General features: G+C 32.5%; 28 protein-coding genes. All 28 read right to left on the reverse strand.

Translation table 11 applies throughout. The features are described 5' to 3' along the window. Positions 1 to 5: 5 nt before the first annotated feature. Positions 6 to 2699: a helicase C-terminal domain-containing protein gene (locus tag LQ673_RS05980; RefSeq protein ID WP_191835581.1), complete on the reverse strand. Its 2694-nt coding sequence runs from the start codon at positions 2697 to 2699 to the stop codon at positions 6 to 8. Positions 2700 to 2709: 10 nt separating this feature from the next. Next, positions 2710 to 3678 (reverse strand): biotin--[acetyl-CoA-carboxylase] ligase, encoded by a 969-nt coding sequence (locus LQ673_RS05985; RefSeq protein ID WP_191835582.1) that lies wholly within the window; start codon positions 3676 to 3678, stop codon positions 2710 to 2712. Next, positions 3665 to 4876, reverse strand: coding sequence for a CCA tRNA nucleotidyltransferase (locus tag LQ673_RS05990; protein ID WP_191835583.1), 1212 nt, complete (start codon positions 4874 to 4876; stop codon positions 3665 to 3667). The genes LQ673_RS05985 and LQ673_RS05990 overlap by 14 nt, the downstream gene beginning before the upstream one ends. Before the next feature lies 1 nt (position 4877). Continuing rightward, positions 4878 to 5999 carry an N-acetyl-alpha-D-glucosaminyl L-malate synthase BshA gene (gene bshA / locus LQ673_RS05995; protein ID WP_191835584.1) on the reverse strand — a complete coding sequence of 374 codons (1122 nt, stop codon included), beginning with the start codon at positions 5997 to 5999 and terminating at the stop codon, positions 4878 to 4880. Positions 6000 to 6018: 19 nt separating this feature from the next. Then, positions 6019 to 6333 carry a nucleotide pyrophosphohydrolase gene (locus tag LQ673_RS06000; RefSeq protein ID WP_025905482.1) on the reverse strand — a complete coding sequence of 105 codons (315 nt, stop codon included), beginning with the start codon at positions 6331 to 6333 and terminating at the stop codon, positions 6019 to 6021. A 181-nt stretch (positions 6334 to 6514) separates the two neighbouring features. After that, entirely contained in the window at positions 6515 to 7201 is a 687-nt protein-coding gene (locus tag LQ673_RS06005) for a zinc metallopeptidase (protein WP_037588148.1), read from the reverse strand. Between the two features lie 53 nt (positions 7202 to 7254). Continuing rightward, the gene (locus LQ673_RS06010) at positions 7255 to 7848 is read right to left on the reverse strand and encodes a DUF1405 domain-containing protein (protein WP_126477470.1); all 594 of its coding nucleotides are present in this window, start codon (positions 7846 to 7848) and stop codon (positions 7255 to 7257) included. A 57-nt stretch (positions 7849 to 7905) separates the two neighbouring features. Next, positions 7906 to 8694 (reverse strand): menaquinol-cytochrome c reductase cytochrome b/c subunit, encoded by a 789-nt coding sequence (locus tag LQ673_RS06015; RefSeq protein ID WP_037588151.1) that lies wholly within the window; start codon positions 8692 to 8694, stop codon positions 7906 to 7908. A gap of 37 nt (positions 8695 to 8731) precedes the next feature. Continuing rightward, positions 8732 to 9406, reverse strand: a complete 675-nt coding sequence (gene qcrB / locus LQ673_RS06020) for a menaquinol-cytochrome c reductase cytochrome b subunit (RefSeq protein ID WP_016912349.1) — start codon at positions 9404 to 9406, stop codon at positions 8732 to 8734. A 13-nt stretch (positions 9407 to 9419) separates the two neighbouring features. Then, entirely contained in the window at positions 9420 to 9923 is a 504-nt protein-coding gene (locus LQ673_RS06025; RefSeq protein WP_037588153.1) for a Rieske (2Fe-2S) protein, read from the reverse strand. A gap of 579 nt (positions 9924 to 10502) precedes the next feature. Then, the gene (locus tag LQ673_RS14875; protein ID WP_191835586.1) at positions 10503 to 10751 is read right to left on the reverse strand and encodes an IS3 family transposase; all 249 of its coding nucleotides are present in this window, start codon (positions 10749 to 10751) and stop codon (positions 10503 to 10505) included. Between the two features lie 85 nt (positions 10752 to 10836). Continuing rightward, the gene (locus LQ673_RS06035) at positions 10837 to 11136 is read right to left on the reverse strand and encodes a helix-turn-helix domain-containing protein (protein ID WP_191835587.1); all 300 of its coding nucleotides are present in this window, start codon (positions 11134 to 11136) and stop codon (positions 10837 to 10839) included. A 264-nt stretch (positions 11137 to 11400) separates the two neighbouring features. After that, complete coding sequence (locus LQ673_RS06040; RefSeq protein WP_025905476.1) at positions 11401 to 11832, reverse strand: DUF2487 family protein; 432 nt, start codon at positions 11830 to 11832, stop codon at positions 11401 to 11403. Further along, entirely contained in the window at positions 11832 to 12368 is a 537-nt protein-coding gene (locus LQ673_RS06045) for a YpiB family protein (RefSeq protein ID WP_191835588.1), read from the reverse strand. The genes LQ673_RS06040 and LQ673_RS06045 overlap by 1 nt, the downstream gene beginning before the upstream one ends. A 12-nt stretch (positions 12369 to 12380) precedes the next feature. Next, entirely contained in the window at positions 12381 to 13619 is a 1239-nt protein-coding gene (locus LQ673_RS06050) for a tetratricopeptide repeat protein (RefSeq protein ID WP_239705332.1), read from the reverse strand. Between the two features lie 15 nt (positions 13620 to 13634). Continuing rightward, positions 13635 to 14708 carry a 3-dehydroquinate synthase gene (aroB, locus tag LQ673_RS06055; RefSeq protein ID WP_191835686.1) on the reverse strand — a complete coding sequence of 358 codons (1074 nt, stop codon included), beginning with the start codon at positions 14706 to 14708 and terminating at the stop codon, positions 13635 to 13637. An 8-nt stretch (positions 14709 to 14716) separates the two neighbouring features. After that, a complete protein-coding gene (gene aroC, locus LQ673_RS06060; protein ID WP_204252633.1) occupies positions 14717 to 15883 on the reverse strand; it encodes a chorismate synthase in 1167 nt (388 codons plus the stop codon). Positions 15884 to 16520: 637 nt separating this feature from the next. Further along, complete coding sequence (gene ndk / locus LQ673_RS06065; protein WP_037588159.1) at positions 16521 to 16973, reverse strand: nucleoside-diphosphate kinase; 453 nt, start codon at positions 16971 to 16973, stop codon at positions 16521 to 16523. Positions 16974 to 17048: 75 nt separating this feature from the next. Then, positions 17049 to 18011 (reverse strand): polyprenyl synthetase family protein, encoded by a 963-nt coding sequence (locus tag LQ673_RS06070; RefSeq protein ID WP_191835591.1) that lies wholly within the window; start codon positions 18009 to 18011, stop codon positions 17049 to 17051. A gap of 12 nt (positions 18012 to 18023) precedes the next feature. Then, a complete protein-coding gene (locus tag LQ673_RS06075; RefSeq protein ID WP_191835592.1) occupies positions 18024 to 18728 on the reverse strand; it encodes a demethylmenaquinone methyltransferase in 705 nt (234 codons plus the stop codon). Between the two features lie 40 nt (positions 18729 to 18768). After that, positions 18769 to 19239: a hypothetical protein gene (locus tag LQ673_RS06080; protein ID WP_025907097.1), complete on the reverse strand. Its 471-nt coding sequence runs from the start codon at positions 19237 to 19239 to the stop codon at positions 18769 to 18771. A gap of 131 nt (positions 19240 to 19370) precedes the next feature. Beyond that, positions 19371 to 19643 (reverse strand): HU family DNA-binding protein, encoded by a 273-nt coding sequence (locus LQ673_RS06085; protein ID WP_016912122.1) that lies wholly within the window; start codon positions 19641 to 19643, stop codon positions 19371 to 19373. Positions 19644 to 19770: 127 nt separating this feature from the next. Beyond that, positions 19771 to 20496: a hypothetical protein gene (locus LQ673_RS06090; protein WP_191835593.1), complete on the reverse strand. Its 726-nt coding sequence runs from the start codon at positions 20494 to 20496 to the stop codon at positions 19771 to 19773. Then, positions 20489 to 20695, reverse strand: coding sequence for a DUF2768 domain-containing protein (locus tag LQ673_RS06095; RefSeq protein WP_025907089.1), 207 nt, complete (start codon positions 20693 to 20695; stop codon positions 20489 to 20491). Before LQ673_RS06095 ends, LQ673_RS06090 begins: the two co-directional genes overlap by 8 nt. A gap of 17 nt (positions 20696 to 20712) precedes the next feature. Next, complete coding sequence (locus LQ673_RS06100) at positions 20713 to 21717, reverse strand: NAD(P)H-dependent glycerol-3-phosphate dehydrogenase (protein WP_126477478.1); 1005 nt, start codon at positions 21715 to 21717, stop codon at positions 20713 to 20715. Positions 21718 to 21736: 19 nt separating this feature from the next. Then, on the reverse strand, positions 21737 to 23047 hold the full coding sequence (gene der / locus LQ673_RS06105) for a ribosome biogenesis GTPase Der (RefSeq protein WP_025907085.1): 1311 nt from the start codon (positions 23045 to 23047) through the stop codon (positions 21737 to 21739). A 127-nt stretch (positions 23048 to 23174) separates the two neighbouring features. After that, positions 23175 to 24332 carry a 30S ribosomal protein S1 gene (rpsA, locus tag LQ673_RS06110; RefSeq protein WP_037588164.1) on the reverse strand — a complete coding sequence of 386 codons (1158 nt, stop codon included), beginning with the start codon at positions 24330 to 24332 and terminating at the stop codon, positions 23175 to 23177. A 78-nt stretch (positions 24333 to 24410) separates the two neighbouring features. Continuing rightward, positions 24411 to 25064, reverse strand: a complete 654-nt coding sequence (cmk, locus tag LQ673_RS06115; RefSeq protein WP_058611250.1) for a (d)CMP kinase — start codon at positions 25062 to 25064, stop codon at positions 24411 to 24413. Positions 25065 to 25075 lie beyond the last annotated feature (11 nt).

Below are 25075 nucleotides of genomic sequence, written 5' to 3' on the forward strand. Positions count from 1 at the left end.
AACTGCTATCTGTTTGGATATTTTCTTAGTTTATCTTGGAATTTATTTAAATCACCTTCGATAACAGGTATTTCACCTAAAGCATTTATGAAATATTTACTGTAATTACTATCTAATATTCTTCTATCAAAACAAATTAATAAACCTTGGTCATGCTTGTTTCGAATTAATCGACCAATGCCTTGTCTGAACTTAGTTACTGCGTCTGGTAAGACAAAGTCTTTAAAGGGATTGTCAAATTCATCTTTCATTAAATGGTATCGTGGATCATCCTGATGTATAAACGGTAATTTCGTCATCATGACACATTTAATACCTGAAGATTGATAATCAAATCCTTCAAAGAATGATAAAGTACCTAGTAAAATCGTTTTATCAAATTGGTTAAACTGTTGTACGAGTTTGTATACGTGTGAATGTTGTTGCTGCATTAAGACGACATAATCATCAAAGATTTCAAGTTCTTCCATGTATCGGTATGCTTGATACAACATCGCATAATTCGTAAACAGTACTAAACATTTTTGATTTGTTTCACTCACAAATGTAGATAAATAACTAACAATCGTTTCAATATAGTCATCTTGTTGATGATATTGATAAGTCGGCATATTTTCCGGTACAAAACATGTTGCTTGATTTTTCAAGTCGTAAATATCATTTAAATAATAAGTGTTAAATTGAATGTCTTCAGGAAACATAGATTTAAATGATGTAAATGAATGATTAACAGTTAATGTCCCTGAAATGAAAATATTGCTATTGAATTGCTCTATAAACACTTCATTCAGTAAATCTTTAACTTCTGCTTTTTTAACAAAAAGTGAAAGTGTAGATTTCTGAGATATTTTCTTAATGGATACGAATGGCACTTGACCAGACTTAATCATGTTATAAATTTTAGTATATTGATGATAAATATAAATTAACTCTTTTTTGAACGCTTTAACATGTGCGTGTGAGTATGATTTAAATCTAGATAATATTTGATTGATTGTACTAATTTGTCGTTTAAATATTTCAGATATATTTGCAACATCAATATCATAGAAGTAATGAATTTGTTTGTCATCTTCATGAGATTCTTGATGCTTATCTGAAATTTGAGCCATTAAATCATCAAATAATTGTTCGTTTTGTTCGTGCAGTAAATCAATATCACGTTTCAGTTGATATATATCAATTGGTTCGATTGGATATTGCTCAATGACTCTTCTATTTTCTAATTTATCTAATCGCTTAAATAATTTTTCTTGCTCATTTTTACCTAATAAACCGAGATGATATTTAATATGTTGATAACTTAAATCATCTGTCACTTGATTAAGTGCGTAATCTTGAATACGATGTGCTTCATCAACAATGATATGTTTGAACAATTGATATACGGTATCTTCGGTACTATGTTGTAATAAGTGTGCGTGGTTTGTTATACCAATCTCTACATGCTGCGCACTCTCTTTAATAAATTGATAGTAATGTATATCATTTTTATACGGAACGTAAGTCGTGCGTTTTTGTTCAAAGAAGACTTTTTGACCACCTTTAAGATGGAGCTCTTCAATGTCACCTGTTTCCGTTTCAAGAATCCATACAAGCAACTGCATTTTTAAAATTGTCGCTTCATAGTTATCTGTATCATCTTGTAAAATATTCAAGATTAAACCAAGCGAAATATAATGATCTTTACTTTTAATAATCATCGCTTTTAAATCTAAATCTAATGCATTTAAGACTTTATTAAATTCTTGTTCTAGAAGTTGATTTTGAAGTAACTTCGTATGTGTTGAAACGAGAATATGTTCACCAGTTTCTAAATAATACAATAATGCAGCGAGCACAAAGCTCATCGATTTCCCACTACCAAGTGGTGCTTCAATTAAAGCATTCTCATTATGCATTAATGAATCAAACAATTGTTGAACGAGTTGATATTGTTCTTTACGATAATCGAAGTTAAATGTTTTAAGAATTCTATCATAAGCTTCATCGAGTGTTATTGATGTACGGTCACTTGAATGACGTATAGGCATTTGCTTTAAATAATGGATGTTCTGGTACTTTTTAATATTGCGATTATGCGTTTCGGCACCTTGATGTGTTCTTACAATTTCAAATAGAACGTCCTTTAAATCATGCTTTAAAGATTTAGATAAATAATAAAGTTGTTTAATCGTATCAATCGGAAGACCATTTATTTTTTCAATGGCTTTGATAAACAATAGTGCAGTTGCTTTAGCATCCTCATAAGCACTATGCGCTTGGTTTAAATCAACTTGTAACGATTGACTCAATTCACTTAACTGATAACTTTCTTCGTTTGGAAATGCGATTTTAAACAATTCCATCGTATCAATTGTTAATTTAGGTTCAAATTGTATTTGATGCTTTTCGAAATGAGATTTGAGAAAGTTTAAATCAAATAGAACATTATGCGCGACAAATACACAATCTTTCAACAAGTTAAATAATGATTGACTGATTTCTTCAAAGTACGGAGCTTCTTCTAAGTCTAATTCATTAATATTGGTTAATGCTTGAATGAAAGATGGAATTTCCAAATCCGTTTTGACATATGAATGATATGTATCGGTAATTTGGTTATTTTCTATAAATGTTATCCCAATTTGAATGATTTCATCATATTGAATTTGGTTTCCGGTTGTTTCTAAATCTACAACAGCGTATCTTTGCGCCATATTATCTCTCCTATATTTCGATATCTGCACTCATAAATTGGTGTAATTGACCATCATCAGATATCACGGTTAAGAACCCATTATCTTGTATATCAATTGCTCGACCAAATACTTGCTTTTTACCTTCTGTATAAGTTAATTTTTTGTCCCAAATCATACTTTTACTTTTATATAAATCTTTAATGTCACTGAATGGTAATTCTAAAAATTGATCATATCTCAGTTCAATAGCTTCTATTAATAATTTCAAAAATCGATAAGGTTCTATAGATTGTTCATTTTCTATTTTTAAACTTGTCGCACGAGATTGACCAGCTTGATCGAAATCTTCTTGTGTTTGGTTTAGGTTAATTCCAATGCCACAAATAATCGCATTGACGCCATCAGTATCTGCAATCATTTCTGTTAAAAAGCCACAAACTTTTTTATCGCCTATATAAATATCATTTGGCCATTTAATTCTACTTTGAATGCCATAATGCTGTTCGATCACTTCTTGAATGGCAAGACTTATAAATAAATTAAATGTCGACATTCTTTGAATTGGAATATCTGGGCGTAATACAACTGACATCCAAAGCCCTTTACTTTTAAGAGATGACCATTCTCTTTGGAAACGCCCTCTCCCATTTGTTTGTTCATCACTCAAAACAATAAAGTCATGATCAATGTCATTAACACGAGATTTAGCTAACAATTGTGTTGAATCTACTTGTGTTTGAACAATTGCGTGATTCAATATTTTTTGATCTTGAAGTGTAATGTTCACAATGTCTTCTTGCCAAATTGAAGGGATTTCTGAGATTTTATACCCCTTATTTGAAATAGACTCAATTTCAAAGCCTTCTTTTCTCAATTGATCGATGACTTTTTTAACTGTTACACGTGAACAATGTAACGTTTCAGCAATATGTTGTCCTGACAAATATTCATTATTTTGATATAAATATTTAATAATTTCACGTTTATATTTTGACATTCTCTCGCACCCATTCTATTAAATCATTTTCTGTGTTATCCACTTTAAGGTTAATAACAGCTTGTTCAACTTTATTTAAAATATCTTTTATCCATGGTCCACCTTTTTTATTAAATGTAGACATCAATATTTGACCGTTAATTTGTAATTCTGATTTATCATATATAGGTAGTTTATCATATATTTCATCAATTACACGGTCATTCATAATTGTAGGATGGATAGAGATATTCAGTTGTGCATCATGCTCAGAAATAAAGTGAATGATTTCTTTCATTTTATCACGATGATACGTATATACGAGATGAATCATATCTTGCTTTGAAATATTATTTTCAGAAAGTGATATCAATAATTGAACGTATGATGAGATATCACGCTTTTCTTGATTACTGATTTTCAAACTGTTCAAGCTTGTTAAATCTAATTCGTATAAATAACATAATGCAGCCACCCATAAATTGAAATGGGCATGTTCCGGCATGAAGATACTAGTTTGATTAATTTCTTTGAAAAATGGAATATATTTAAATATTTCTAGTTCATGAGCGGTCGTTTTTGTATCATGAATATATTGACCTTGTATCATTTTTTTAAGTTCAACAACAATTCTTTCAATTGCGATGGCATTTAAAGAATGTGCTGTTTGATGCATGGCGTCTTTTGTATCGTGATCAAGTGCAAAGCCTGTCTGTGCTTGGAATCTGACACCTCTCATAATGCGTAATGCATCTTCTTCCATTCGATCAATAGGTGTTCCGACAGCTTTTATAATTTTGGATTGTATATCGTTTAACCCATTGAAATAATCATGGAGTTGATACGACTTATCCATAGCGATAGCATTCATTGTGAAATCTCTTCTCGCCACATCTTCATATAAATCCGTTACAAACTGAACAGATGTAGGTCTTCTATGATCAACATAATCCCCATCTTTTCTAAATGTAGTGACTTCAAACTGTTGATTTTCACCCATTACAATCATCGTGCCGTGCTCTTTGCCTATTGGTAAAGTCTTAACAAATAACTGTTCAACTTCATCAGGTACTGCACTCGTTGTAATATCAACGTCTGAAATTTCTTTATCCATTAAATAATCTCTTACTGAACCACCGACAAAATATGCTTGATGCCCATTACGTTCAAGTGTTTCAATTATCCATTTCGCATCTTCAAATACTTGATATTCACGCATATTATTCTCCTAACATATCGTTGTAACAAGATTCGTACTGATCAGCAATCACCTTAGATGAGAATCTTTCACGTACATCTTGAATCATAGCGTTTTGCATTTTGCGATAAAGTTCTGAATCTGTTAATAATTTGACCGCATATTCACTCGCTTTATCTGTATCACCGACGTCAACCGTATAACCAGTTTTACCGTTTTTAATGACTTCTTTAATACCACCTGCATTTGTACCAATCGGCACGACACCTGTAAGCATAGCTTCAAGCAATACAAGTCCAAAGCTTTCTTTTTCACTTAGTAACAACGTTAAATCAGACATTTGATAGAAGATATTCACTTCATCTTGTTTACCTAAAAATAGAACTTGGTCTTCTATATTAAGTTGTTTAATTTGTTCTCTGGCCACTTGTAATTCTGGACCATCACCGATGAGTAATAATTTAGATTTAATTTGTTTATTAATTTTGTAGAATGTATCGACGACATCAGGCACGCGCTTAACTTTTCTAAAATTTGATACAAACGTGATGACTTTTTCATCTTCTTCTATACCATATCGGCTTCTTAAATCCGTATTATAAATTTGTGGGAAACTTTCTTCCTGTACAAAATTGTATATAGTTTTGATTTCTTTATCAGGTTCTATAATGTCATATGTTTCTTGTTTAAGACTATCACTGACACTTGTTACAACGTCACTCTTTTCAATTCCGAATCGAATGGCACTTTGTAATGATGTATCATAACCTAATACTGTAATATCTGTTCCATGCAACGTCGTCATGATTTTAACATCTTTTCCGGATATTTGACGCGCTAAAATACCACAAATTGCATGCGGTACTGCATAGTGCATATGTAATATATCCAAGTCGTAATCGTTAATGACGTCAGCAATTTTAGCACTTAATGTAATATCATATGGTGGATATTGGAATACAGAATATTGATTTACGTCAACTTGATGAAATGTTACGTTTGGAACAGGCTCTCTCATTCTAAAAGGCATATTAGAAGTTATAAAGTGAATTTCATGACCTCTTTTCGCCATTTCCAAACCAAGCTCAGTTGCAACAATACCTGAGCCCCCCATTGATGGATAACAAGTTATACCGATTTTCATATTAATCCTCCATTATGACTTATTTACGTTCAAATCTATCTTTATCTCTTACATTGAATTTATTCATTGTATCTTGGAAACTTTTATTTAAATCTATATCTAAAGAATTCGCTAAACAAATTAAGACGAATAAATTATCGCCTAATTCAGCTTCAATTGTATTGTCTTCTTCTGTTGGTTTCTTTTTCTTTTCACCATGACTATGATTAATTTCTCTAGCTAGTTCTCCAACTTCTTCTGTTAATCTCGCTAAATTTGCTAAAGGCGAAAAATAACCTGCTTTAAACTGAGAAATATATTGATCAACTTCATGTTGCATCTCTTTCATGTCCATAGAAACTCCTCCTCACCTATCTTTTATATCTTTATATAAAAGAACTCACATAATAAAATTATATATGATAATCATGCATAATGACAACGTAATAAGCTTATATCTACAAACCTCATAAATATTTATAAAATAAAAAATACCAACAAAGTCAAAAGACTTTATTGGTATTAAAATGATTTCATTAATTATTACGTGCCATTAGAATAAATCTTGCTAATTCAGCTACGGCTACAGCTGTTGCTGCAACGTATGTCATAGCAGCTGCAGATAATACTTTTTTAGCATGTCTATATTCTTGTTGGTTAACGATATTTAATTTTTCAATTTGTCGCATTGCCCGTTTACTTGCATCGAATTCAACTGGTAATGTGATGATTGAGAATAATACAGCGAATGACATAAATACGATACCAACCCATAATAATGTTGTACCGAATGTACTACTCATTGCTGTTAATACGATACCAGCTAAAATGATAATGTATGATAACGAACTTCCTAAATTAGCAAGCGGTAAAAGCGCTGATCTAAATTTAAGGAATCCATATCCTTGAGCATGTTGAATAGCATGTCCTACTTCATGTGCTGCAATTGCTGTACCCGCAACACTTGGTTGTTGATAGTTTGCCGGTGATAATACAACACGTTTCTTAGTTGGATCAAAATGATCTGATAAGAATCCTTCACCTTGTAACACTTCTACATCATGAATTCCATTTGCAGCTAAAATTTCTTCTGCAACTTGTTTACCCGTCTTCCCACTTGTTGAACGTACTCTTGAGTATTTATTGTATGTTGATTTTACTCTAAATTGGAAGTACATAGGGACAATCATAATGATAATAAAATATATGATATATGAAAACAAATAACTTCCTCCTTTTTATCCCTGTTATTTATTATATTACGGAGTGACGGCTCTTACGTCAAATATTTTGAACGTAATTTGATGTTTTTTTGGAAATATAGTAATAACAGAAAAGCGATAACGCTTAGCCAAAAAGCAAAGTATCCTATATGTGACTCATACTGACTTAACATACTATATACGGGATATTGATGATACACATAATCAATAACATCATTGTGAAATACCCAAATCATTGTTACAACAATATGCCACTTTTTAATATTGAATAAAGGATAGAACATCAATGCTTGAATAGCCATAATGCCGTGTGAAGTCATCAGCATAATTGCCATTGGAACAAGTTGATCGTAATGAATCATTACAAATATATTCATAACAACCGCCCATACACCATATTTAATTAATGTAATAAATGCTAAACATTCAAACAATCCTAAATGTTTATTGAAAATGATTGCAGCTATCGCAATCACTAAGAATAATGTTGCTGTTGGACTGTCGGGTATAAATGGCCAAAAGTACCATTTGCTATCAAGTAATTGACTGCCATACCATATGTATCCATAAATGGTGCCGAGAAGATTTGCGATAAATAGCGTAATGAGAATAGATTTCTGCCCCATTACATATCTCCAAAATTCCATTTTATTACTCCTTTGAAAAGAGCCCAGGGCACGCATATGCCCCAGGCTCAAATTTAATTATTTTTTCAATTCTTTACCGTTTGCATCTGTTTCATGTAAATCTGCAACGTATTTAGCAACTTTGTCAATTTCATCTTTAGAAAGTGTGTCTTTGAAGCTAGGCATTTTACCTGCACCATTTTCTACGAATCCTTTAACGCCCTCTTTAGGTAATTTCGATTCAACTAAGTTTGGACCTTGTCCACCCGTTAACTCACCACCGTGACAACTTGTACAGTTTGACTTGATGATGTCTGTATAAACAGGGTCTGATTTGTCTAAGTTAGAGAAGACGATTTCACCTTGTTTAGCTTGTTGCTTCCAATCATGGTAATAACTTGATTCCCATGTTGTATAGAATAAAATTGCAATTGCGATTAACATAAATCCAGAAGCAAATGGTCTCTTTGTCCATTTACGTTCAGGGCCTCTATCTAACCAAGGCGCTAATAATAAAGCACCGAATGCGATACCTGGTAAGATAATTGCTCCGAATGTGTTATAAGGACCAGATGCGAATGAATATTTAAGTATTTGATATAAGAATAAGAAATACCAGTCTGGTAATGGTGTATAACCAGTATCAGATGGATCTGCCACACGTTCAAGTGGCGATGGATGAGCGACTGTTAAACATAAGTACGCGATTAAGAATACCGCACCAGTCATCCATTCTTTTAGTAGAAAGTCAGGCCAGAAACTTTCTGTACGACCTGGAAATTCTGAATAATCTCGATTTAATTTCGGTTTGTCGTATGACTTTATTCTTGAATCACCAACAAACTTCATCCCTTTACCGCGATGCATGTCGCATGACCTCCTTTTTCATTTATTCACGTTAATTTTATAGTGGACCTGAAATACCTTGTTTTCTGATCATTATAAAGTGTGCTGCTAATAACGCGAATAGTGCAGCTGGTAGGAAGAATACATGTATCGCAAAGAAACGAGTTAGAGTTTGTGCACCAACTATCTCTGCATCCCCTGCTAGTAATGTCTTAACCCACGGCCCAATGATAGGAACAGATTCTGCAATTTGTAAACCTACTTTTGTTGCGAATAGTGCTTTCATATCCCATGGTAATAAATAACCAGTAAAACTTAATCCAAGCATTACGAAGAATATTAATACACCGACAACCCAGTTTAATTCTCTAGGTTGTTTATAAGATCCTGTAAAGAATACACGAAGTGTATGTAAAAACATCATTACTACTACTAAACTTGCTCCCCAATGGTGCATACCACGTACGATAACACCAGCAGCTACATCGTGTTGTAGATAGTAAACTGATTTCCATGCATTAACGATATCTGGAACATAGTACATCGTTAAAAACATACCTGATAAAACTTGTATTACTGTAATGAAAAACGTTAGACCACCAAAACAATAAACGAAAGCTGAAAAGTGATAAGCAGGGTTAACATGCTCTGGCACCTCATGATCAGCAATATCTCGCCAAATTGGTGTAATATCAAGTCTGTCATCGACCCAATCATAGATTTTATCTATCATTGTTAATCCCTCCTTATTTAGCTAATTCGTTCTCGTGCTTTTTACCGATTTGAATAATGCCACCTTTAACTTTTACTTCGTATTGATCAAGTGGTGCTAATGGCGGCGTACCTGGAATATTCTTACCGTTCTTTTCATAACGACCGTTATGACATGGACAATAGAATTGATTTGGATTTGATTTATCGCCATTCCACTGTACTGTACATCCTAAATGTTTACAGACCGGTGATAATGCTACGATTTCATTTCCATCTTTGTACACCCAAGCAAATTCTGTAACTTCACTTGTGTACCAAGCATCTTCTTGCTCGAATTTAAAGTCCACTTTAATAGGCTCTTTACCAAGTTCTGACTCCTTTACGCCTGTAGCAATCAAATCGCCTTGTGCATCAGCTTTGAATACAGGATCAAGCGCAAATCTACCCATAGGTAAAATCATACCAGCAGCCATAAATGACCCAACACCCATCAATGAATAGTTTAAAAATTGGCGTCGTGTGACACGTTGGCTCATTTAGATTCCCCCCTCTATTAATCGTTCTTTTATAACTAGGACAACTTAATTTTAGCCTATTATTTCAAGACGGTCAACGCTTTGTCACAATTTAAATGTTTATTTATTAACCTTTTATCTAGGAATTTTTAAAAAAATGAAAAGGCTTTATTATAAAGGCGGAAATATTGATAAAAAACTGTGAAAACAACCCTATTTTCCACATAGAAAGGACAATTGTATTTTGGAAATAAAAAACCGCAACAAATCTTAACCCAATAAGATTTGTTGCGGTTGTTATGATGTGAAGTTATCTAGAAGTTGGTTATTATCGCACGAAGACTTTGAGATATCGTGCGCTAAGGTATAAAATCAGGGTGTAACGCACGAAGACTTTGAGATATCGTGCGCTAAGGTACAAAATCAGGGCGTATCGCACGAAGACTCCGAGATATCGTGCGCTAAGGTACAAAATCAGGGCGTATCGCACGAAGACTCCAAGATATGGTGCGCTAAGGTACAAAATCAGGGCGTATCGCACGAAGACTCTGAGATAATATTCATCTATCTACTATTTATTCCATGTTCTAATGATAAACTTCATAAATTGTTTGAGGCAATTAATCCATATTTTTTCATTATTCTATAGACACGTTTATGATTAACCTGGAATTTAGTATGTTCCCTCAAATACTTATGCATTCTTCTAGATCCATATTTCCCATCGTGTTCATGATAAATTTTGAATATCAAATCTTTTAATTCATTATTGAATCTCTCGGATTCTGATTCTTCTCTGTTTTTCCATTTATAATAACTTGCCCTTGATATTTCAAGAATGGTACACATTTGATTCGTCGGATATTTATCTATTAATGATTCAATTGTCTGATATGCTACTATTTGTCTGACTTTCGATTCATCAACTGCCTCTCTATTTCTTCCTGCTTTTTAATACCTCATTCTCCATTTGAAGAATTTTATTTTTTTGTTCAAGTGCTTTTATTTTTAATTTGAGTTCTTCTTCAATAGTTAATGCTTCAACTGGTTTTCCTTTACCTCTACCATCTACTAAACCAATATCACCATGTTCTTCATACTTTTTCACCCAATTATAGACTTGTGAATAGCTAACTTGGTACTTTTCAGCTGTCTTATTAAAGTCTCTATTATTTTCAATACAATATTTAGCTATTTCTACTCTTTTTTCAAAAGATGTTTTTCTAGTATTCATAGTGTCTACCTCCAGGTATGGAAAACAAGATTTATTTTCCTTTCTTACAGTATACTTTATCACTCAATTTTTTAAAGTATCGTGATGTGAAATGATTTATTAAGCCCCTACATCTGAATAAATTTATTTAAAGTTATTGTAGATACCTTGATTAAGTTCGACAGGTAGTCTAGCTTTATACATAAAAATATCCCTATAGAGTTTTAGTTTTTAAATACTTACTCTATAGGGATAATACACTATAAGATATAGTGCATCTACCTACTATTTATTCCATGTTCTAATGATAAACTTCATAAATTGTTTGACTTCGTCTTCGATGAGTGTGCGTTTCATATCATCGTCTAAGTCACCCATTGGAATCGTGTTTACTTTATACAATTCGTGATCGACATTCAGTTCTACTTGATCACTGCTTAAAATAATTATATTGTTCAAGCCATATTCTTTTAAACTTTGTATAAAAGATACGACGTGATCGTATTGATTACCACTTGTGAAAAATGTTGGTGTAAGTAGTAATCTACCTTTAAATTGTTTTTCTGCTAACATGCCAACAAGTTGAACTGTTTCATTTTGGTCGCATGATGTTAATAATTGATGATTCATATCAATATTAGATACAGGTATGATGGCTGTATCGATATATTCTAAGTTGTTTTTTAATTCTTTTAAGTCAACATGATTAAATAACATTATCGATGTTCCTCCAACTCATTAATGAATTGTAATATTTTAGACATTTCTATAAACATGTCTTGATCATTATTATCTAAAGATTTATCTATTTCATTAGTGATGAGTTTACGCCAATGTCCTAGACCGTGTGTATTGTTATTATTTAAAGCACGAATATCTTTGTCATCTCCATAATAATCAACAAGCATTTGTAACAACAGCAACTTATTCAGTCGATCATCATTTCTGTTCAAATATAAAAGTACATTTAAATGTGTATTATCGAGTCGAATATCGTGGAAGATTTGTCGACCATCTTCTATACAGAACCGATCTTTACAATAAAGTAAAGGCAGTTGTTTAGATTGTTCAGTACTAATGGACAGTATGCGTTCATCTGAAAATTCATTGACAAATGAAATGTTAGATAAATATTTAGGGCTACTTTTTAATAAATTTAATATCCATACACTTTCAGCAATTTTAAAATCGTATTGATATAGAATATATTCAATAAATCGCTGTTTTTCATAGTTTAACCATGTATGATTCATAATTAACCCTACTTATAATAATCTTTCGTATTCTTGGTCCCAATATGGATTTTCAGGATCAAGTTTGCGAACAGATTCTAATATATTTTTAGCGTTATCGACATGACCGATCTCAATTAAGTAATGGTAATAGTCGTTTAAGAAATCAATATTTTGTGTTAAATCTGGATATGCTAATTCATAGAAGTGTTGAGCTTCTTTATCTCTTTCTTCTTCACCGAATGCATATGCAACGTGCCAAGCTACTACAGGGTCTATATCTTCATGATCAACATATGTTAATAAATTAATAAGACCTGTTATATTATCTTTTTCGCGATAATAATCAGCAAGTATAATGGCAGCTTCAGTATAAGAAGGATCAACTGTTAATGCATCTTGTAACAGAATTGCACCATGTTCATCGTTAGTTGTTAACATTAATCTAGCAGTATCTGTCATCAATTCTTTATAATATGCGTTTAATCGAAGCCCTTCTTTACCAATTTCAATTGCTTTTTCATAATCTTTTTCTGATTCATAAATTTGCAATAAGTAATGGTAAGCTTGCATAAAGTCTGGGTCTTTTTGTAATAACTTTTCAAGTTGCTTAATTGCTTCTCTTGTTAAGTCATTTTTTTGATAACTAATTGCTTGTTTGAAATAATCTTCAGCTGTCATATCCATTTCTGATACATTTTCATAATATTTAATTGCTTCTTCGTATGCACCACTTTGTAAACTTGCGTCTGCCATTCGTGCATAAATCGAAATACCATTAATAATATCTTCACCAGTTTGCGTGATTGTTTCATAGTTAGAAATTGCTTTTAAATATTGACCATCATAATAGTACATTTCAGCTAAAGCGAATGTAATCACAATATCATCTGGTTCCATTTCTTTTGCTTCAAGTAATTTCTCTATACCTACTTCGAATAAGCCTTGTTGTTGGTATAAATCAGCCTCAAGCATTAATTTCTCTGTAGAATGTGGGCTGTTGTACAATACTTCATGCGCTTTATCTAAGTCGTTTTGGTCAATTAGCCCTTCTATATAATAAACAAGCAATTCATTTTCATCAGGATAAAGTAAATAAAGTTCTTCGAATATTTTAACGCCTTTATCGACAATACCATATTTATATAATGTTTCACCTAACATAAATAAAGCGTCGTGATCGTCAGATTGTAGAACTCTGTTTACTTTCTCATCTAAATGTTCAATATTCTTCATGTGAATATCGTCAATTACTTTATATACATCTTCCATGTTAAAGGACTCCTTCTATTCATTTATTAGAGATTTAAGTTCTTTAAATGCATCTAATACTTCTTCTTTAGAAACGGATTCAATTGTAAATGAAGCTTCACCATTTTGTAAAACCATTTGAATCGTTTGTCCAATATTCTTTTTGTCTTTTTTCATATATTCAAAAATTTGTTCAATATCAGCATGATTTAAGACGTTTAATGGGTAACCTAATTCTTTTAAATAATTAATGAACAGATGCACACTTGATGTGTTATCGTACATATTTCTATTTTTATTTATCACTTTCTGGAAAAGAATACCGATCATCACAGCTTCACCGTGAGCAATTTTTGTTAAGTATTCTAGTCCATGTCCAAAAGTGTGTCCTAAATTTAAATGTTTACGTACGCCACCTTCAAATTCATCTTCAATCACAATTTTTAATTTCGTTTCGATGCCCATTTTTAAATAATCTTCTATATTTTTCAATTGCGCTAATTCTTTTATAGAAGGATAAACATCCATTAAATGAAGTGTGTCAGATTCACTATTTAATATGGCATGTTTAAATATTTCACCATAACCACTACGTATTTCAATATGTGGCAATGTTTCTAGGAAATTTATATCATATATAACAGCGCGTGGTCTATGAAATGCACCGATTAAATTTTTACCAACCGATGCATTAATGCCCACTTTTCCACCGATTGCTGAATCGTGTGCCAAAAGTGTTGTAGGAACTTGTATAAAATCAATGCCACGTAACAAAGTTGCAGCTAGAAAACCAACAAAGTCTCCAGTTGCGCCGCCACCGATAGCGATGAGTTGAGATTGTCTTGTGATATTCATTGATAATAGCTTTTCGCTGAGCGATTCAAAATATGACATTTGCTTACAAGATTCACCACTCATAACCGTTAAAAATTTAATATCTTGGTCTTGAAGATGCGACTTAATATAGTCTTTATGAAATCTATAGACATCTTGGTCAATTAATACAATATTTTGTTCATCTGCTTTAAGATATTGATTAAGTTCAGCTAGTGCGTTCTGCTTTAATATTATCGGATAGTTGTTGTTAGTATATGTTGTTTCAAAAATCATTTCATCACCTAGAAGTTTAAGTTCCAATTACGATGATTCTTAATAGCTTCTTGTAATTGGTCAATGTGATTAGATTGGTATTCTTCAGTTAATGCTTTTGCAATTTCAAATGCGATAACATTTTCACAAACAACACTTGCAGCAGGAACAGCACAACTATCTGATCTTTCAATTGTCGCTTTAAAGCTATCTTTAGAATCAATATCTACAGAGTTTAATGGTTTATATAATGTTGGTATTGGCTTCATAACACCATTGATGACGATTGGCATACCATTTGACATACCGCCTTCAAGTCCACCTAAGTGATTTGATAAACGATGGTAGCCGATTTCGCTATCGTAAGCAATTTCGTCTTGTATTTCACTACCTGGTTTTTCAGCAGCTTTAAAGCCTTCACCGAAACTAACACCTTTAAATGCGTTTATACTTACGACTGCTTGAGCTAAACGTCCGTCAAGTTTACGGTCATAATGAACATAACTTCCAATTCCTGCAGGCATATTTTCAACGACTACTTCTACGATACCACCGATTGAATCACCATCTTTTTTAGCTTCATCAATACGATTTCTCATTTTCTCAGCTACGTCATCATTAATACAACGTACGTCATTATGATCAATATTTTGTTTCACTTCTTCAAGTGTATATTCATAATCGTCTTTAACGCCACCGATTTCAATAACTCTTGAATAAATTTCAATATCTAAAGATTTTAATAAAATTTTAGAAACTGCACCAACAGCAACTCTTGCAGCTGTTTCACGTGCAGAAGAACGTTCAAGTACATTTCTTAAATCTCTATGATTATATTTCATACCACCAACAAGATCGGCATGGCCAGGTCTCGGTTTAGTGATAACTCTTTTCATATTTTCTAATTCTTCTTCAGTTAATGGGTCAGCACCCATAATTTTTCTCCAATGTTTAAAATCATCATTCTTAACGATGAGTGTAATAGGGCTACCTAATGTATAACCATGTCTCACACCTGAAACGATTTCTACAGAATCTTTTTCAATTTGCATACGACGACCGCGTCCATATCCACCTTGACGTTTAAACATTTCTTCATTAATCTCGTTTACGTCAATTTTCAAGTTTGCTGGTACACCTTCTATAATGACAGTTAGTTGTGGTCCATGTGATTCACCAGATGTTAAGTAACGCATATTATCTCTCCCTACTGTTAATTAAATATAAAATTAATCATATCATATTTAGCGCGTTAAATTAACAAAAACAGACGAATAGTTTAACAAAGTTTTAGATTTTTTGATTTTAAATAAGTGTGAATTATATGTTGTTCAGAGCATGTCGGATGTGAGGTGGAAATACTGGTGTTGTTATAAGTTTGTTGGTAATACTGGGTTCGTTATTAGCAAGTTTGGCAAGAAGTGCAAATACTGGGGTTGTTATTAGCAGTTTTGGCTAGAAGTGCAAATACTGGGTGTGTTATTAGCAAGTTTGGTGAGAAGTGCAAATACTGGGTGCGTTATTAGCAAGTTTGGTGAGAAGTGCAAATAAGGAGACCAGTAATTACAATTCTCAGTAGTTTTGTAATTAAGGTGGTCCATAGTAACACTTGAGCCGAGTTTTGTAACTAAGGCTGTCCATAGTAACACTTGAGCCGAGTTTTGTAATTAACGCCCTCGTTATGAACGAGTTTGGGCAGAAGTGTTCACAACGCCAGCAAATTCCAGTCACCGACCCGAGAATACTCGTAAACACTACCGTCAACTCCCCACTTCCGCCTCTTAACAAAAAAGTAGTTCAACAATTTCTTGTTGAACTACTTCTCTATTGTATTTATTTTTCGTAAACCCAATTTTCATTGTTTAATTTATAATCATTTAGTTCTGATTGATTAAACCAGAGACCAATTTCACGTTCTGCTGATTCGTTTGAATCTGATCCATGAATAATGTTTCTGCCTAAATCGATACCATAATCCCCTCTTATCGTACCTGGCGCTGCTTTAGTAGGGTTTGTTTCACCAACAAGTGTTCTTGTTACTTCTACTACATTCTTACCTTCTACTACCATTGCAAATACTGGTCCTGATGTAATAAAGCTTACTAAATCGTTGAAGAAAGGTTTCTCAACGTGTTCAGCATAATGTTCTTTAGCTAATTCTTCACTAGCTTGGAATAATTTAGCTGCAACTAATTTTAAGCCTTTTCTTTCTAATCGTGAAACGACTTCACCGATTAAGTTTCTTTGTACTGCATCAGGTTTAATCATTAAAAAAGTTCTTTCCATTGCGTAATCCCTACCTTTGTTTTATGTAAATCCAAGATAAGTTTATCATTGACTACGTATACTTGCAAGCGCTTTCTAATGGTTTCTATCTCTTATTTTCACAATTATTTCCAATAGCATTTTTTTCCCTGATTCATTATTTAATGTATCAATTAAATTTTCTGCTTTTTGTAAATAATGGTTACTCACTTCTTTAGATTTTTGTAATTCTGGTGATTTGATAATTTCTTGAACTAATCTGTCAAATACTTCTGAAGGACTATCTGGTTGTAGTTCATTGATGCTTGCTTTAAAATCTTTAGAATTTTTCATTCTTAATAAGACTGGTAAAGTTAAATGTCCATTTCTTAAATCAGATCCAACTGGTTTACCGAGTTTCTTTTCAGTACTTGTAAAATCTAAGATGTCATCTACTATTTGATAACTCATACCAATGTAATATCCAATTTTAGTTAACTTCTTCACAGTTTCATCATCTGCACGTGAAGCGTACGCACCTAATTCTGTAGATAATGAAATAAGCAATGCGGTCTTACGTTTAATTCTGCGTAGATAATTTGTTATCGATTGATTTGAAACGAATTGATCTTCAAATTGGAATAGTTCACCACGACATACTTCGATTATTCCATTTGCTAATTGTTCATGAAGCTTAGGATGTTCTATTTGGCTTACTGCATTTAAAGATTGTGATAATAAATAGTTACCCGTAATAACTGCAGTTTGCACATCCCACTTCTTTGCTATAGTTGGCTTACCTCTTCTTTTGTCACTTTTATCAATGACATCATCATGAACTAAACTGGCCATATGTATAAGTTCTAATGTAGTTGCTACAGTGATTACATCTCTTGAATAATGCTCGCCAAATTGACTTGCAATTAAAGTGAATAATGGTCGTATACGTTTACCACCAGAAGTTAATAAATATTGGCAAGCTTCGTTGATAGTGTTTTGATCACTATTTATATAACTATTCAATTGTTTTTCTATTTCTTTTACTTCTTTATTTATATGAATTTTAGTTTTGTCATACATGTAATCACCTTGTTATTTAGGTTTGTAAGCTAAATGCATTGCTGAAACGCCGCCAGTGAAGCTTTTCACTTTAATTCTTTCGTAACCAACATCAGCAAACATTTCTGCTAATTCTTTTTTGCCAGGGAAGTTTCCAGCAGATTCTTGTAACCAGTTGTATTCTTTTAAAGATTTCGCAAAAATTTTACCGAATAGTGGCATGATATTTTTGAAATAGAATCTATATAATTGTTTGAATACTGGCATTGTCGGTTGACTTGTTTCTAAACATACAACCATACCGCCTGGTTTAACGACTCTTTTAAGTTCGCTTAAGACATGTTTATAATCGGGTACGTTTCGTAAGCCGAATCCGATTGTTACATAATCAAATTCATTATCTTCGAATGGTAAGTTCATAGCATCCCCATGAATTAAATGAATATTTGCCATGTTATCTGTTTTTTTCTTACCGACTTCTAGCATATTCTCACTAAAGTCGATACCAACTACTTCACCATATGGTCCCACAGCGTGACTTAATTGAATTGTCCAATCTGCAGTTCCACAGCAAACATCTAAAGCTTTAGAACCTGGTTTAACATTCATTTGTTTCATTGTATATTTACGCCATCTTTTATGTTGCTCGAAGCTAATGATATTATTTAATGTATCATATTTACCTGATATATTTTGGAAAACTTCATGTACGTGTTCTGATTTCGATTTATTATCCACTAGTTATTCATTCCTTTAAGTTTAAAAATGTAGTTATTCATTAATAATAATATGCATAAATTTGATCTTTCAAAGTTTCTTTATCCATATTAATTTTGTAGTAATCAATCACTGTTGTAATAAAGATTGATTCTATTTCTTTTATAATAGCTGTATCTTGATTTATTTTATCATGAGCCAACGTTTGTTTTAATTCATTTTGTTTACTAATTGCTTGAGTCATAATATCTAAAAATACGAGGTCTTTATTTAATGTAGCACATTTATAAAAATATGCACTAACAAGATCTCCTATTAAGATATCTTGATTAGAAACATTTGGCTCACCTATTCTATTTAAAAAGCGCATTGAGGCATCAATAGATAATGTAGCTAACTTAGCATTAGTATCGATGTTCATTTCATCTAATACGTCAGCTATGATTGGATTAACTACAGGTACATTACTATTCTCTACACCTTTTAACAAATTAGAAATATCTTTTTTATAAATTTTTTCAATTTTATCCATCTTATCACCTCAACAATATCACCTATATATCTTAACACTAAGTTAAATGAATTGAAAATGCATATATTCATTTCATATAAAGAAATAAGACAAATAAAAAAAGCCCTTAAAAAGGGCTTTGATACAATCAATTATTTAACTGCATCTTTTAATGCTTTACCTGCTTTAAAAGCTGGAACTTTGCTTGCAGGGATATCAATTTCTTTACCAGTTTGTGGGTTACGTCCTTTACGAGCAGCTCTTTCGCGTACTTCAAAGTTACCGAAACCAATTAATTGTACTTTTTCACCGTCAGATAAAGATTTTTGAATTGATTCGAACACTGCATCTACAGCAAGACCAGCTTCTTTTTTAGTTAAATTAGCTTTTTCACTTACTGAGTTGATTAATTCTGTTTTGTTCATTTCAATTTCACCTCCCAAAAGGTTATCTAATGATATGTATAAATACCATTATGATAAGACTTTAACACAACAACCAGTGCCACTGCAACGATTTACAAGCTATAAATGCATAATTTCTATATTTTTATTAATATTTTTTCACTTTTGATTTAAAAACAGGCTCATTTTTACTATTTATTGTAAATTCAGGCGAATATGCCGGTAATATCGGTGAATCTTTGTATAATAAATATCGAATATCTTCACCTGGTTTAGGAAGTGATTTTTCTTTATTAATTGCTTTTGCTAAATCTAATCTATAATCAATAACAAAATCATTTCCGCCATTCATATAGACAGGTAATCTTTCATTACTATATGGACTTGGAACAGTCGGCTGTTTCTTGAAACCATACTTTTTGTATTCAAGTTCATATACATTAGGTGCAACTTTTTTACCTAATTGCAATGGTTTACCTGATGCATCTATTCGAATTCGTATATCTTTTAAAACTTCTGATGTCCTTAAATCGATTAAATGCACTTTAGGGTCTTTGTCGACATCCATGATTACATATTGATAAATACCGCCGTTCTCAAATGAATTACCTGGTAATTGTGATAAGAACTTCGGCTTTAATTTATTAAAGTCAACTGGGTGTTTTAAGTATAATGAATAACTATCATCTCTATCTTTGATAGGTAATAATCCACCACTTGCCTTTTTATATTCATCTACTGCTGTTTGAACCATACTTAATTGGTCTTTCGCTGGCACTTGGTTTTCTGCTTTCTCTTTATTAGGAAAAGCGCATGCTGACAAAATTAAAGTACTCAATATTAATAAGATCGATATTTTTTTGTAATTATGCATGGCTCGATCCACCTAATACAACAATCATAAATATACCAGCAATAATAAGAGAAATGACTGCTAAAAACATTGTTATACTACTGATGATTTTATTTTTTAATTTAAATCTTGATAAATATACGAGTATAATTGCCAAAATCATAAAACCAATAGAATAAAATGACACCCACATTAAATCCATTCTTGATATATCAAACATTTAAATACCCCTCTTGCTTAAATATTCTCTGACTTTTTGTCACGTTCCATAAGATCTTTAACACCTTCAGAAACTGGATAATCTTCGAATAACACTTTATACAAACCTGATGTTATTGGCATTTCAACATCATATTCTTTTGCTAAGTTGTAAGCAGCTTCTGTTGTTCTTACACCTTCGACGACCATATTCATTTCTTCTAATGCTTCGTCTAATGTAGCCCCTTTACCAAGCATATTTCCGCATTTCCAGTTTCGTGAATGTACAGATGTACAAGTAACGATTAAATCACCGATACCACCAAGTCCTAAGAATGTCATAGGGTCAGCGCCCATTTTAACACCTAAACGTGTAATTTCAGCTAAACCTCTCGTCATAAGTGCTGCTTTAGCGTTGTCACCATATCCAATTCCGTCAGTAATGCCTGCAGCAAGTGCAATGATATTTTTTAACGCGCCACCTATTTCAATACCGACAAGATCATTGTTCGTATATACACGGAAGTAATCCGTCATAAATAAATCTTGAGCTAAACGAGCAACTTCTTCGTTTTCTGATGATACTGAAACTGTAGTTGGATGTTTTATCGCAACTTCTTCTGCATGACTTGGTCCTGATAATACAGCAATACCGCCATTTATTTTGCTGTCGATTGATTCATCAATCATTTCAGAAATACGTTTAAAAGTGCCAGGTTCGATACCTTTAGACACATGGATGAATACTTTTTTACCATAAGCGATTTCATTAATATTTTCACATACTTCGCGAATGGCTTTTGTAGGAACAGCAATAATAAAGATAGATGCATGATGGACAGCATCCTTTAAATCAGTTGTTGCTTTAATATTTTTATTTAAAATATTTTCATTTAAATACTTTGTATTCTTATGTTCTTTGTTGATTTCGTTAATTGTTGTTTCAGTCTTACCCCACATTAATACATTATGTTGGTTGTCTGCTAATACATTTGCTAAAGCAGTTCCCCAACTACCTGTACCAAACACAGTTATATTTGTCATAGTTATCAATCCTTTAATATTAGTTTCTTTTTCTTGAGATTAAATGAACTGGTGTACCTTCATACCCGAATGCATCTCTTATACGATTTTCTAAGAAACGTTTGTATGAGAAATGCATTAATTCAACATCGTTAACAAATATTACAAATGTTGGTGGTTGAATCGCTACTTGTGTTGCATAGAAAATATTTAACCTTCTACCATTATCAGTAGGCGTTGGATTCATCGCTACTGCATCTGTAATAACTTCATTAAGTGTAGAACTTTGTACACGTTTACGGTGGTTTTCATCTGCCATTGTAATTAATGGGAATAATGTTTTTAAGCGTGATTTTTCTAAAGCTGATACGAACGCAATTGGTGCATAGTCTAAGAATTGGAAGTTATCTCTAACTTTTTCTTCAAACTTTTTCATTGTTTTCGAATCTTTTTCAACTGTATCCCATTTATTAACAACAATAACAATTGCTTTACCAGCTTCATGCGCATATCCAGCAACTTTTTTGTCTTGTTCAATAATGCCTTCTTCAGCATCAATCACAACAAGTACGACATTAGAACGTTCGATAGCTTTTAAAGCACGTAACACTGAATATTTTTCAGTACTTTCGTATACTTTACCTTTCTTTCTCATACCTGCAGTATCAATTAATACATATTCTTGATCATCATATGTGTATATTGTATCAATCGCATCTCTTGTTGTACCAGCAATTGGTGAAACAATAACACGTTCTTCTCCAAGAATAGCGTTGATTAAACTTGATTTTCCTACGTTTGGTCGACCGATAAGTGAAAGTCTAATTGTTTCATCATCATAATCTGGTTCGTCATCTTCAGGAAAATGTTTAGCCGCTTCATCTAATAAGTCACCTAAACCTAGACCGTGTGAACCTGAAATTGGGAATGGTTCACCAAATCCTAATGAATAAAAGTCATAAATTTCACTACGCATTTCTGGATTATCAATTTTATTGACTGCTAATACGACAGGTTTATTTGATTTGTATAATATTTTAGCGACCATTTCATCAGCTTGTGTTACACCTTCACGGCCATTAACCATAAAGATGATAACATCCGCTTCATCGATTGCAACTTCTGCTTGTGCTCTAATTTGTTGTTGGAAAGGTTCATCACCTAAATCTATTCCGCCTGTATCTATTAAGTTGAAGTCATGTGTTAACCATTCTCCACTTGAATATATTCTATCTCTTGTTATACCAGGTGTATCTTCAACGATAGATACCCTCTCGCCTATAATTCTATTAAAAATTGTAGATTTCCCTACATTTGGTTTACCTACAATTGCTATAATGGGTTTCGTCATAAACCTACTTCCTCTCTTTCATAATCCTTTCTATTTTAACATATGATGACTATTTAGCCTATCGAATTAAAAAACTAAAAAAGACTGAAACATTTCATTATGTTCCAGTCTCTTATATACACACATATTATAATTTAAAATCTTTTAATTTATCTCCGAAGACATCTCCTAAAGTAGGATTGTCATCATCTGTATCTTGTTGGTTTAAATATGATTCATCAAAATCAGTTTCTTGTTCGATTGTATCTTTAATAGATAAAGAAATTCTTTCTTCATCTTTATCGACAGCAAGAATTTTCACTTGTACATCTTGTCCTTTTTCTAATACTTCATCAGGATTACCAATGTGCTCGTGACTAATTTGAGAAATATGAACTAAACCTTGTAAGCCAGGTGCGATTTCTACAAATGCTCCGAATTGAGCTAAACGCACGACTTTACCTGGTACGATATCACCAACAGTGAATTGTGAATCGATTTGTTCAAATGGGCTTGGTAACGTGTCTTTAATAGATAAAGAAATTCTTTCTGCTTCTCTATCGACAGCACGTACTTTAACTTTAACCGTATCGCCAACTTTTACAACTTCGTCAGGTGATTTAACATGATCGTGAGATAACTCAGATACATGTACAAGTCCATCTACGCCACCTAAGTCAATAAATGCACCAAAGTTCGCAATTCTAGCGACAGTACCTTCTAATACATCGCCTTGTGAAATATTATTGAGTAAGTCTTCTTTTTTAGAACTTAATGCTTCTTGTTCAACTTTCTTGTGACTTAAAATGACTCTGTTATTTGTTTGATCTAATTCTTCAACTTTAAGTGTTAATACTTTACCTAAATAGTCAGAGAAATCATCAATATAGTTTACAGAGATTAATGAAGCTGGAATAAAGCCTCTAATACCAGCATCAACAACTAATCCGCCTTTCACAACTTCAGTTACTTCAGCTTCGATTGTTGCGTCATCTTCTAAAATCTTTTGTAACTTTTCGTATGAAAGATTTTCATCTAATTTTCGTTTCGATAATATATAATGTCCACTTTCATCATTTTGTTCGATTTTAGTTACGAATGCTTCGATTTCATCACCAATATTGACGACTTCGTTAGCTGTTTCGATGTGTTGAGTTGACAGTTGGCTAATTGGAATGATGCCATCAAATTTACCACCCACTATATGCACAACTACGTGTTTATCTTCTACTTGTTGTACAGTACCCTTAACTTTGTCACCTTCTTGCACTTCATTTATCATGGATTCGTTGAATTCTTCCGTCATCAAAATTGCCTCCTTTAAATAAATATCATAATAATAACTTCTTATAAAGCGGCTAAATTGTCAAGAAATTCGAACTATTTAGACCATTTTACTTTTTGCAAGTTCGACTATCTTATTTGTCACTTCTTCAATTGACAATCCAGTCGTATCGATACTAATAGCATCTTCTGCTTTCACTAAAGGTGAGATTTCACGATTCATATCATATTGGTCACGACGTTCAATATCAATCTTTAATGATTCGATATCAGATTCGATGCCACGTAATTCATTATCTTTAAATCTTCTAATAGCACGTTCTTCAACTGATGCTATCATGTAAACTTTTAATTCTGCATCAGGCAATACTGTTGTACCAACATCTCTACCATCCATTACGACATTTTTCTCATCTGCTAATCTTTGTTGTTCTTCTACTAAAAATGTTCTTACAGGTTCTTTAGAGGCCACATATGAAACTTTTTCGGTTACATCATTTTCTCTGATTCTTTCTGAAACATCTTTACCGTTTAAAATAACACGTTGCCCGTTATCTAATACGATTTTCAAATCAATTTCTTTAACAAGATGGTCAAAGTCTTCTGATTCTTGCTCAATATAATAAAGTGTAATCGCTCTATACATAGCGCCTGTATCCACATATATCATATTAAAATGTTGTGCTACGAGTTTAGCGATTGTACTTTTACCAGCTGCTGCTGGACCATCTATTGCTATATTTATTTTTTTCATTTGTATAACCT

It is taken from the genome of Mammaliicoccus sp. O-M54, assembly GCF_022386035.1.
In the GTDB taxonomy this organism is placed as follows: Bacteria; Bacillota; Bacilli; order Staphylococcales; family Staphylococcaceae; genus Mammaliicoccus; species Mammaliicoccus sciuri_A.